Raw genomic sequence first — 11,482 nt, forward strand, 5'->3', positions numbered from 1 at the left:
CTCGCCCTCACGGGCTGGGTGCGCAACACCTCCGATGGTAAAGTCGAACTCGTGGCCGAGGGCCCGAAAGAGGGGCTGCAGCGTCTGGCGACATGGTGCCACGTTGGTCCACGCGGTGCCCAAGTGACCGACGTCGAAGAGAAATGGCCGCCGTACACCGGCGAGTTCGACGTCTTTGGCCTACGTCACTGAGAAAGCACCAAGAATCGGAAGCCGCGTCTCACCCTTCTGGCTGATCCTGGCGACCGGGCTGTCCTACGGAACCATAGCCTGTCCTCGCTCGCGCTGCTCGACCGGGTGTCCCGGCCGTGATACGGATAGTTCATGACTGGGAAGCGCCGCGGGTCAGGTTATCTCTACATCGCGAGACGAACCCGCTAGGTACGCTGGCGCGCATCGCGAAGCCGCAGACAGCGGCACCCTTCAAGGCTGGGGACTGAAAGTGTGCTTCGGCACACCACCGCCGACCCCTACTGCCACGATACCACCGAACTGTCATGATTATTCTTCTAATGATGTTCCCCAATCGATTCCCGATCTCGGGTCGATCCGGGTGACCGCCGGTGGCAAGACCGACCGCATCACCTACACGTCCGGCGGGGCGACCATCGATGTGGGCGACAACGATTCCAACGACGAGTCGTACGACAGCTGTCTTGACTCACAATTGTTCGCGTGCCCGGCAGGGTAACAGGAGGATTCCAGATCTTCAGTGATGCCCAAGGTCTATGCCGGCTTGATACACCTCGCGTCGCGACACTCCCCGCTCGCGGGCTAGGACACGTGCGACGTCTTTCAAGCTCATGCCTTCGCCGCGCAAGCGCGCGATCGCAGTGGCCAGATCCTCAGCCGGTACCGGCGCCGCGGCGGCTTCACCGCCGGCAATCAGCAGCGTCACCTCTCCTTGCAGCGTCCGCTCCCCCAAGCGCCGGTTCAGCTGCGCCAGGAGGTCGCCTGCGGTGCCGCGTAGAATCTCCTCGAACATCTTCGTGAGTTCGCGCGCGACCACGATCTGCCGCGGGCCGAGGACGTCATGCAGATCGCGCAGACAGGCCGGCAGGCGCCGTGCCGCCTCGTACACCACTACGGTCCGGGGCTCGTGCGCCAGAGCGGTAAAGAACTTGCGGCGTGCGCTCTGGCGCGCGGGCACGAAGCCCTCGAAGGCGAAGCGGTCGGTGGGCAGCCCCGCTACGCTCAACGCCGCGGCCACTGCTGAGGCGCCGGGAACTGCTTCGATGCGCAGGCCCGCAGCAATCGCCGCCTGCACCAAGTGATACCCTGGGTCAGCGATACCCGGGGTACCGGCATCGGAAATCAAGGCGATGCTCTTGCCCCGCCTCAGTTCCTCCACCAAGCGCGGAGCCTTCTGCCGCTCGCTCCAGTCGTGATAGCTGGTGAGGGGTGTGCTGATACCATAATGCATCAGCAGCTTGCGGCTGTGACGCGTATCCTCCGCCGCAATCAGATTCACCTCTCTCAGGACCCGCAGGGCCCGCATCGTAATGTCTTCCAGATTGCCCAGCGGCGTCGCCACAACGTAGAGCGTGCCCGGAGTTAGCATGGTTTTGAATGTCGCCAGCTTCAGATTCTCAGGACCCAGAACTCAGCACCGAGGACTTCACTTACCGGCCCCAATCGCGAGCGTAGCGAAAATCCCGGTCGATGGTCCGGTTCGAGACTTTGGCGATAACGGGCAAGCGCCGCTTGAACTGCGAGTGCTGCACCATATCGCTCACCCGCCGTACGAACGATTCAGCGAAGCCCGCGGCGTACAACTCGCCCCGTGAGTAGCGTAGGTCGACCATCATGTAGAGGAGCTGGTCCACCTCGTGGTAGCCGAAACCCAACTCCGCCTCATCCGTCTGCCCAGCCCAGAGATCGGCCGACGGCTGTTTGCGGATGATGTCTTCGGGAACGCCGATCTCCTGGGCCAAGGCCCACACTTGCGTCTTGTACAAATCACCGAGCGGGTTCACGGCCGACGCCATATCACCGTACAGGGTGCCATACCCCAACAAGAGCTCGGTCTTATTACTGGTGCCGAGCACTAGTCCTTTCCAGCGCGCCGAGTGATCATACAGGATAGTCATCCGCTCGCGCGCCATCTTGTTGCCTCGCCGCAGCGCGTCAGCATCCGGGAAACGCTCGAAATAGACGTCGATTTGTGGGGTAATGTCCACCTGCAAGGATGCCATTCCGGTGCAAGCAATGACCTGGTCGGCGTGCAGCAGGCTCTCTTCACTCGACGTGCGGTACGGCATCTTGATCGCCAGGACATTGGCGGCTCCAAGCGCTTCCGCGGCCAGCATGGCGCTGACGCTGGAATCGACACCTCCGGAAAGGCCGACAACAACGCGATCAGTGCCCGCCTTCCGGACCTCGTTGCCAATGAACTTCGTCAGGATGCAGCGCAGCAGGGGCGGGTTTGTAGGAATGGCTGGGCGCACCAGCCGTGGACCCTCTGCAGCAGGCTTTTCGGAAACGGCCATCACGGTCGCTGCTCCCTAGCGCTTGCGGGCCGGGCGTGACACGCGCCGTGTCCGCAACGCTGGGCGCTCCTCGCTTGGGGCCACGGCAAGAGGTCCCGCGCTTTCGGATGATGTCACTCCCATTCGGCCGCGAATACGAGCTAGCTCGTTGATCGTGAGGTCGATGTTCTCGTCACGCAGCAGCGGAGAAATCACTCGTTGCCGCCGAGCGCTCTTGAGGTTGATCTCTCCGACGATCAGGTCCTCCTCGTAGTACCGGCCCTTGCTCAGCCGCACGCCGGTCGGGTCGATAATCTCCGAGCCACCCCAGAAACCGATGCCGTCCTCGAAGCCGACGCGGTTCGCGTACACCAGGAAAAGCGCGAACGTTTGCGCATACGTGGCGTTGATCAGCTCCCAGTAGCGGGCATTGTCGTCCTGTTCGTGCTGATCGCTGATACCGCGCAACGGACTCGCGGACGGGCAGAAGACGACTAGCGCCCCATCCAAAGCCGCAATGCAGAGCGTCGACGGATGCCACATGTCCTCGCAAATCAGCATGGCGCACCGCCCAAACCTCGAATCAAAGCTGCGGATGCGATCGCCACGCGCCAAATACCGCCCCTCGTCAAAGAGCCCGTAGGTTGGGAGGTACGCCTTGCGATGCACGTGCACGATCTTGCCGTCTTCGAAATAGACGGCGCTATTGTAAAACCGATAATCGCTCGTTTCCTCCACCAGGCCGGCGATGAGGCCACCCTTGCGGCTCAACTCGGCAAGTCGCTTCACCTCTGGGGCGTCGAGCTGCAGGGCCACCGTGGAAACCATGTCTTTCAGAAAGTATCCGGTGAGCGAAAGTTCGGGAAAGACGACCAGATCAGCGCCGAGGCCCCGTGCCGCCTTCGCACGCTCTTCGTACAGGACGAGATTCGCCTCGAGGTCACCCAAGCGTGGATTGATCTGCGCCACCGCAACGGTGAATTGGGTCGTGGCCATTACCGCGAGTATTCATAACCCCGGGGGCAAAGACAAGGCAGCCAGCATGCAGGGAGGTTGCCTACGGACGCTTTGAGCGCGCTGTCGATCTGCCCGAGGGCGTGGACACGGACACCATCAAGGCCACCTACCATGATGGCGCCTTGGAGGTTACGATGAAGGCGCCGAAGGAAATGGTGGCCAAGAAGGTGCCCATCACGGTGCACTGAGCTCCAGCGCCATTCGACTGTCGCCCGGGGTCCCCCCTGGCGACGGTCGTTAGCGATGCTTGGTTTGATCGCTTCATTGTGCTTTCATAATAAGCAAATGGCACATATCACTTCTAACTTCTTTGGGTGCGGGGTGGTCGGGCGGTGGCAGCTGTCGATCTCTTGGCGCACTCCTTCCTAAGACCCTGATGAGTTCGAGAGCGCGCTGGCTCGGGCTGGCCGCGTTGCTAACTGCGCTGACAGGTAGCGCGTGGGCGCGCGAGTGGACCGAGGAACTGTTTAACGAAAAGGTCAGCCTCGCGCGTCCGTTTGTGGCGGTCGCAAGCCGGGATCCCGACCGCGCGCACACCATTATCGGCTCAACCCGGTTCTACCAGGTCCAGGAGAACGATACGTTCCTGGACGTGGCTCGCTACTACGACCTCGGATACAACGAGATCAGCGAGGCCAACCCCGGCGTCGACCCGTGGATCCCCAAGCCTGGGCAAATCATCCAATTGCCCACCGCGTGGATTCTCCCCGACGTGGAATACAAGGGTCTTGCCGTCAACATCCCTGAAATGCGCCTTTACCACTTCCGACCCGGGGCGGAAGGCACCGTCATCGTCACGACTTTTCCGGTCGGTCTCGGGCGTGATGACTGGCGCACGCCGCAGGGCACGTTCCACATTCGCGGCAAAACTGTCAATCCAACTTGGGTCCTGCCCGAATCCATAAAAGCTGAACACCGACGAGACGGGAAGCCTGCCCCAGACTTCATTGCCGGCGGTGCGTCCGATAATCCTCTCGGCAAGTACCGACTTGAACTGACCCTGCCGCTGTACGGCATCCACGGAACCGATATCCCGTGGGGCGTCGGCATGCAGGTGAGTCATGGATGTATTCGACTGTACCCCGAGGACATCGAGCGGCTGTTTCCGGTGGTGCCGGTCGGCACGCCTGGCGAATTCGTCTACCAGCCGGTGAAGGTGGGCACCCGCGACGGGCATGTCTACGTCGAAGTGCACCGGGACATCTACGAGCTGACCCCTGGACCATACCGGGAGGCGGCACGCTTGATCGACAAGTTTGGTCTGCGTCCCCGTGTCGACTTCGAGCGCGTGAAGCGCGCCGTCCTTGAGCAGTCCGGCGTCCCCATCGACGTCACCCTGGAAGCCGGGGCTGACAACCTCCAGGACGAGATCCTGACCTCTCCGGGCCAGCGCCGGCCAACCGGTACCCAATCGGCGGAGCCCGCCGACGCATGGCGCCACGAAGAGCCTTCCACGCGAGCACCTGAATTCAGGCGCTGACCACTGCCTAACGGTTCGGCTTACCCTCCCCAGGAGTTGCCCACACAGAAGCAGATGGAGGCCGCGGTGGGATCGCCGCGGCGCATGATCTCGCAATCGGCCTGGCCGCGAAACACCTGCCCGCGCGCATCGCTCACCATGAGAATGCGGCGGCTGACCGGGATCATCTGCGGAGGCGGATAGTTGAAGTATCCCCACACAGTGCACGGGATGACGCTGCTGAGGCGTTGCCGAACGGCCGCGTTCTCCTCGGCCAAGGCTTGGTTGTCATCGCTCAGCTGGCCGAGACGTTTCTCCAACTCGGCGCCGCGCTCCATCTCTTCTTCCTGCGTTTTGTACAGCGCCTCCAATTGCTTGGCCAAGCGGTCGCTTTCATCCCGCAGAGCGGCGTTCTCTTCCCTCAGAAATTTCGTTCGTTCCTGCGCTTTGTCACGGGCGGTACGCGCCGCCTCCAAGGCACGGAGCAGGTCCTTGGCCTCCCAGCCCCGCTCTTTGTGGTCCGGGCCCGGACGGCGGTCTTGCACCACATGGATCTGAAACCGCCGCGTTGCCCGGATCCAGTTACCGTACCGGAGCGACCGCAATTCCAGGCCGTAGCCGCCCTCCCGGGGGAACTGATCGGCGGGAATCTCGAACGGCGACTCGTGAACGCCGAGATCGCGTTGCGCCTCGCCTGCGATTGAGAGCAGCACCCGCATCTGGGCGGGACCGTCCCAAGTCACTCGCACAGGCGGATCGACGACCGCCTGATCCGACGGTGACAGGATGACCGGCCGCACTTGATGCAGCAGGCTGGTGCGAAAGACGACGTCGCCGATGATGACGGCTGCAGCGCACAGCAAGACGGAGGCAAGGATTCGAATCATAATCACGCGTCGTGCCGGCGGCTCACTTTCGCGTTCGCCACTCGGCTGTCCAGCCAGGACACCGGGTGCAATTATAAGCAAAAAACCGCTGGAATTGATATCTGGCCTTGTGGGCAGCCCTTGCCGTGACCGTCACGCGCGCCGTCGGTGGGGAAGAATCCCGCTCTCTAGGAAGGAATCCCGATCCTTACCTTGCCCTGCTGCGCAAATTCTTGTACACGGTTTCATAACGTGGACACGAAATATAGATGATACTCGATTTCCTCCTCGGCATGTTCTCCAACGATCTCGCGATCGATTTGGGGACCGCAAATACGCTCATCTACGTCAAAGGCCAGGGCATCGTCTGTAATGAGCCCTCGGTCGTGGCGGTACAGAAAGATGCGCGTGGCGGGCGCCGCGTACTCGCCGTCGGGGCCGAGGCCAAGAAGATGCTCGGCCGGACGCCGGGGTCCATCGTCGCCATTCGGCCGCTCAAAGATGGCGTCATCGCGGATTTCGAGATCACCGAAGCCATGCTCCGCTACTTCATTCAGAAGATCCACAATCGCAAAGCCTTGGTCCGTCCACGCATCATCATCGGCGTGCCGTTCGGGATCACCGAAGTAGAGAAGCGGGCGGTGACCGAGTCGGCGCATTCGGCCGGCGCCCGGGAGGTGTACCTGGTGGAGGAGCCCATGGCCGCCGCCATCGGCGCCGGAATGCCGATCACGGAACCCACCGGCAACATGATCGTCGATATCGGCGGTGGCACCACCGAGGTTGCGGTCATTTCCCTCAAAGGCGTGGTATTTTCCAAGTCGGTACGGGTCGGCGGCGACAAGATGGACGAAGCCATCGTCCAGTACATCAAACGCAAGTACAACCTGCTGGTCGGCGAACGCACCGCCGAGCTGATCAAGATCACCATCGGGTCGGCCTATCCGGGCAACGAGATTCAGACCATGGAGATCAAGGGTCGTGATCTGGTGGCGGGCGTGCCCAAGACGGTCGAGGTCTCGGACGAGGAGATCCGCGATTCCCTGCTCGAGCCCATCAATCAGATTGTGGATGCCGTACGCATCGCGCTGGAGCGCACGCCGCCTGAGCTCGCCTCGGACATCGTCGACAAGGGGATCGTGCTGGCCGGGGGCGGCGCCTTGCTGCGCAATCTCGACGTGCTCCTGCGGGAAGAGACCGGCCTGCCGGTCGTACTCGCCGACGACCCGCTCACGGCCGTGGTCATGGGTGCGGGAAAGATCCTGGATGAGCTGGCGTTGCTGAAGGATGTCACCCTGTAGAGGCTTCTGGTTGAAGCGTTCAAGGAGCGTTGCAACCGTTTCACCGCCCCGAATCCAGAGGCCCTTTAACCCGTAAGCCGTCGCTGTTCATGCTGGAGTTCGTCCGGAGAAATCGCGTTATCCTCAGCTCCGGATCGCTATTGCTGATCTCGGTGCTCCTGTTGTCCGTTGGTGCTCGTACGCGCCGGCGCATGGATCCTGTTGCCGGCGTGGTGCTCGACGGGATGTGGCCACTGCAAAGAGCCACCACCAGCGCGATTGAGGTGGTCGTGGGAACATGGCGCACGTACTTCGATCTGGTTGGCGTCAAGCAGGAAAACGAACGCTTGCGCCGCCGCATTCTTGAGCTCGAGCAAGAGGCTGTCCGAGTCGCGGAGGTCGAACAGACCGACAAGCGGCTCCAGGAACTGCTCAGTTTGCGCTCGGCGCTCGAGGGCGACATACTGGTGGCCACCATCATCGGCCGCGACCCGTTGCCATGGTTCAGTACTTTGACGATCGATAAAGGGGAAGCCGACGGCGTGCACAAGAGCGCAGCGGTACTCTCGCCGTTCGGAGTGGTCGGGCAAACGATGGCGACCGGGGCCCATTCCGCACGCGTCTTGCTGCTCACCGACCACAACAGCGGCATCGATGCTGTCGTGCAGCGTAGTCGGGCACGCGGTATTGTCGAAGGTGCCCTGGATGGCGGCTGCGTCATGAAGTACCTTAAACGCGACGAGGACGTGGAAGTTGGGGATCGCATCGTCACATCAGGACTGGATGGCCTCTTCCCAAAAGGCATCATGATCGGCGAGGTCACCCGGGTCACGCGTGGAAATCGGGGTTTGCTGCAAGTGGCCGACATCAGGCCGAGCGTGCCGTTGGACCGCATCGAGGAGGTGCTGGTCACGCACGGCAGCGTCCAGTTGAAGGAAGCGGCTCCGTGATCTCAGTAACGCAGATTTCATCTCTTTCTCTCAACGTGTCCGTGCGGATACTGAAATGAGGGCTTAGTCCGTGCGGGCGGCTGTTCTGTTGACGACCATTGCGGTAGCGGCGCTCTTGCTGCAGACGACCCTCCTTCCGCTCCTCGCCGTCGGTCGGGCCACTCCGGACCTGCTGCTGATCATCTGCGTCTACCTGGGTCTGCACCAGCACTCCGTCGCCGGGGCCGTCGGCGCCTTTCTCCTTGGCTACTTACAGGACACGTTCTCGGGGAGTGTGGTCGGACTGAATGCCTTTGGGATGTGCTTGGTATTCACCTTGGTGTACCTCACGTCGCGGCGTTTGTGGGTCGACAACGCCATTTCGAAGATTGTTTTGGTATTTCTCGCTTCCGTGTTGAAAACCACGGCGGTGTTCGCGCTCATCGCGTTCTTCATGTCGGCCGGAAACTTGTGGCAGAGTGTCATCCAGTACCTGTTTCTTGAAGCGGCCCTTGCCGCCGTTTTCAGTCCTGCCGTGTTCGCCCTGCTGGCTCACAGCCAGCGGTTGGCTGTCGCCGAGGAAGAATAGGTGGTCCCGCTCAGCCAACGCGAGGTCCCCGCAGTCCTGCGCCAGCGCGTCATGATCGCGCTCGGAGTCGGACTCCTGTGCTTCTTGTTGCTCCTGGTCCGGCTGTGGGATCTGCAGATTCTCCATGGGGAGGAGATGCGGACGCTCTCGGAAAACAACCGCATCCGGCTACACCGCGTCCAAGCAACGCGCGGCACGGTGCTCGATCGTTTCGGCCGGGTCCTGATCGACAGCCGGCCCTCCTTTGATGCGGTCCTGGTACCGGAAGATGCCCACAACATGGGTTTGACGGTCGAGAACCTGGCTCAGTTCTTCCGCCAGAGCGCCGCCGAGGTGCACGCCCTGCTCGCCCCGACGACCGCCCGGCCGGCGTTCGAGGGCATCACGGTCAAGCGCGACTTGGACTGGGAAGATATGGTTGCGCTCGAGACCCACCAGCTCGACCTTCCCGGCGTCAGCCTTCAGATTACCTCGCGTCGCAGCTATCCCCTCAATGGAGAACTGGCACACTTGCTCGGGTACGTAGGCGAGGCCAGTCAGCAAGATATGGTGGTCGATCCGCGCAATCGCATGGGCGATCTCATCGGCAAGGTCGGGTTGGAGAAGCACCTGGAAAACTACCTGCGCGGCGTCGATGGTGGCCAGCAAGTGGAGGTGGACGCCGTCGGCCGCAAGCTGCGTGTGCTGCGGGAAGTCGAAGAGGTCCCGGGAAGTACGGTGAAGCTGACGATCGACCGCGATCTGCAGGACGCCGCCTGGCAAGCCATCGGCGATCATGATGGCAGCGTGGTCGCCTTGGACCCGAACACCGGGGAGATCTTGGCCCTCGTCAGCCGGCCCTCGTTCGATCCCAACGTCTTCGCGCGTGGCATACATCGCGGAGAATGGCGGGCGCTGCTCACCGACAAGCACCGCCCGCTCAACGACCGTGCCATCCAGGGGCAGTACCCTCCCGGTTCGACCTTCAAGATCATCGTGGCAACAGCCGCGCTCGAGGAAGGTGTCATCAACCCGTTCACCCGCATCCACTGCCCCGGTGGCCTGCAGTTCGGCAACCACTACTTCCGCTGTTGGAAAAAGGGGGGGCACGGCTCGATGAACGTGCACGACGCCCTCGTGCAATCTTGTGACGTGTTCTTCTACCAGGTGGCGCAGCGGCTCGGTATCGACACGATTGCTCGCTATGCTCGCGCCTATGGGCTGGGATTGCCAACGGGGATCGCATTGGAGCACGAAAAGGCGGGTACGATTCCCGACACCGCCTGGAAGCGGCGGCGCTTCGATCAACCCTGGTATGCCGGCGAGACATTGTCGGTAGCCATCGGGCAGGGATACGTCACCGCCACGCCATTGCAAATGGCCAACATGATCAGCATGGTTGCCGTCGGCAAACGCTTCCGCCCCAAGTACGTAAAGCAGATCGACACGCCGGACGGCGGTGTCGTCCAAACGGAAACACCTGAAACCATCGGCACCCTGAAGGTGCGTGCAACGACGCTCATGCAGGTGCGCGAGGGCCTGCGCGACGTCGTCAACGCACCGAATGGCACGGGCAAACTCGGACGCCTGAACGGCATCGTCGCCGCGGGCAAGACCGGAACGTCACAGGTAGTGAAGATGGGCAAGGAGCGGGTCAAGTCGGCACAGCTCCCCTGGCAAGAGCGCGACCACGCGTGGTTCGTCACCTACGCGCCGGTGGACACGCCGGAGATCGCGGTAGCCGTAGTGCTGGAACACGCCGAAGGTGGCGGCGGAGCCGTCGCCGCACCGATCGCCCGCCAGGTCATGCAAACCTACTTCGACCTGAAGAAGGGCCGTGAAGAGGCCAAGTATGCTCAAAATTGATCGCCGGCTGATCCTGCACTTCGACTGGCCTTTGCTGGCCTGCGCGCTCCTGGTGATTGGCTGCGGCCTGTTGACGGTGCTCAGTGCCACCCACATGCCCGGCCGCTTGATGAGCGGGCTCTTTACACGCCAGGTCATCTGGGCCGCCCTCGGCCTCATCGGTTTGCTCCTGGCCGTCAGCTTCGATTATCACTGGCTCGAACGCTACGCCTATTTCCTGTACGCGGTCGCCATGCTCCTTTTGCTCGCCACCGCACTCCTCGGGGCGTCGGGCGGTGGCGCACGCCGTTGGATCAATCTCGGACCGGCATCGCTGCAGCCTTCCGAGTTCGCCAAGCTGGCCTTGGTCGTCGCCCTGGCGCGGCATCTGCACCGACAGGTGGGCGACCCGTCCTTGCCACTGCGCAGCGTCGTCATTTCAGCCCTGTTGCTCGCGCCGCCGGCGTTGCTCATCCTCAAGCAGCCCGACCTCGGAACCGTCGTGGTGCTCGCGGTCACCGTGGCGACCCTTTTGCTGGTGGCCGGATTCCGCCTGCGTTGGGTACTGATTCTGGCCGCAGTGCTGGTACCCGCCGCGCCCTACGTCTGGAATCATCTGAAACCGTACCAGCAGCGGCGCGTTGTGAGCTTCATCAACCCGAACGCGGATCCACTCGGGGCAGGCTATCACATCATCCAGTCGAAGATCGCCATCGGTTCGGGCATGATCGAGGGCAAAGGGTATCTGCACGGCACCCAGAACCGACTCAACTTCCTGCCTGAACAGCATACCGACTTCATCTTCTCTGTGTTCGCCGAAGAGTGGGGATTCCTCGGTGGCTGCGTCCTCCTAGCCCTGTACTCGGCACTGCTGCTGCGCTGTTTCACTGTCGCCACGCGCGCGCGCGACGGCTTCGGGGTGCTGTTGGCGTTCGGCTTGACGGCGATGATCTTCAGTCAGGTGCTGGTCAACGTCGGCATGGCCACCGGCTCGTTACCGGTGGTGGGTATCACCCTGCCCTTCTTCAGCTACGGCGGCTCATCGCTACT

Annotated in this window: 13 protein-coding genes; 9 read left to right on the top strand and 4 right to left on the bottom strand. The window is 62.3% G+C overall.

Annotated features, from left to right (window positions below; translation table 11 throughout):
- A partial coding sequence (locus VF515_13215; GenBank protein ID HEX7408597.1) for an acylphosphatase occupies positions 1-192 on the top strand: 192 nt, incomplete at its 5' end.
- A 250-nt stretch (positions 193-442) separates the two neighbouring features.
- Positions 443-691, top strand: a complete 249-nt coding sequence (locus VF515_13220) for a hypothetical protein (protein HEX7408598.1) — start codon at positions 443-445, stop codon at positions 689-691.
- A gap of 18 nt (positions 692-709) precedes the next feature.
- On the opposite strand, the gene rsmI is transcribed toward VF515_13220, so the two are convergent.
- The 3 genes from rsmI to VF515_13235 all read right to left on the bottom strand — a co-directional run bounded on the left by rsmI (position 710) and on the right by VF515_13235 (position 3,464).
- Positions 710-1,561: a 16S rRNA (cytidine(1402)-2'-O)-methyltransferase gene (gene rsmI / locus VF515_13225; protein HEX7408599.1), complete on the bottom strand. Its 852-nt coding sequence runs from the start codon at positions 1,559-1,561 to the stop codon at positions 710-712.
- A gap of 61 nt (positions 1,562-1,622) precedes the next feature.
- Entirely contained in the window at positions 1,623-2,489 is an 867-nt protein-coding gene (locus VF515_13230; protein ID HEX7408600.1) for an NAD+ synthase, read from the bottom strand.
- 15 nt (positions 2,490-2,504) lie between these two features.
- Positions 2,505-3,464, bottom strand: a complete 960-nt coding sequence (locus tag VF515_13235; protein HEX7408601.1) for a nitrilase-related carbon-nitrogen hydrolase — start codon at positions 3,462-3,464, stop codon at positions 2,505-2,507.
- A gap of 14 nt (positions 3,465-3,478) precedes the next feature.
- Between VF515_13235 and VF515_13240 the strand changes: the two genes are divergently transcribed.
- Both VF515_13240 and VF515_13245 read left to right on the top strand, forming a co-directional pair.
- The gene (locus tag VF515_13240; protein HEX7408602.1) at positions 3,479-3,673 is read left to right on the top strand and encodes an Hsp20/alpha crystallin family protein; all 195 of its coding nucleotides are present in this window, start codon (positions 3,479-3,481) and stop codon (positions 3,671-3,673) included.
- Between the two features lie 188 nt (positions 3,674-3,861).
- The gene (locus VF515_13245; GenBank protein HEX7408603.1) at positions 3,862-4,965 is read left to right on the top strand and encodes a L,D-transpeptidase family protein; all 1,104 of its coding nucleotides are present in this window, start codon (positions 3,862-3,864) and stop codon (positions 4,963-4,965) included.
- A gap of 20 nt (positions 4,966-4,985) precedes the next feature.
- Here VF515_13245 and VF515_13250 read toward each other — a convergent pair whose 3' ends face one another.
- Positions 4,986-5,831 (bottom strand): hypothetical protein, encoded by an 846-nt coding sequence (locus VF515_13250; GenBank protein HEX7408604.1) that lies wholly within the window; start codon positions 5,829-5,831, stop codon positions 4,986-4,988.
- Between the two features lie 251 nt (positions 5,832-6,082).
- Between VF515_13250 and VF515_13255 the strand changes: the two genes are divergently transcribed.
- From VF515_13255 to rodA, 5 genes are all read left to right on the top strand, one after another.
- Positions 6,083-7,111 carry a rod shape-determining protein gene (locus VF515_13255; GenBank protein ID HEX7408605.1) on the top strand — a complete coding sequence of 343 codons (1,029 nt, stop codon included), beginning with the start codon at positions 6,083-6,085 and terminating at the stop codon, positions 7,109-7,111.
- Positions 7,112-7,200: 89 nt separating this feature from the next.
- The gene (mreC, locus tag VF515_13260) at positions 7,201-8,040 is read left to right on the top strand and encodes a rod shape-determining protein MreC (protein ID HEX7408606.1); all 840 of its coding nucleotides are present in this window, start codon (positions 7,201-7,203) and stop codon (positions 8,038-8,040) included.
- 70 nt (positions 8,041-8,110) lie between these two features.
- Positions 8,111-8,608, top strand: a complete 498-nt coding sequence (mreD, locus tag VF515_13265; protein HEX7408607.1) for a rod shape-determining protein MreD — start codon at positions 8,111-8,113, stop codon at positions 8,606-8,608.
- Positions 8,609-10,453: a penicillin-binding protein 2 gene (gene mrdA, locus VF515_13270; protein HEX7408608.1), complete on the top strand. Its 1,845-nt coding sequence runs from the start codon at positions 8,609-8,611 to the stop codon at positions 10,451-10,453.
- On the top strand, positions 10,440-11,482 hold a 1,043-nt coding region (rodA, locus tag VF515_13275; GenBank protein ID HEX7408609.1), incomplete at its 3' end, for a rod shape-determining protein RodA. The genes mrdA and rodA, both read left to right, overlap by 14 nt.

It is taken from the genome of Candidatus Binatia bacterium, from assembly GCA_036382395.1.
Lineage (GTDB): Bacteria > Desulfobacterota > Binatia > HRBIN30 > HRBIN30 > JAGDMS01.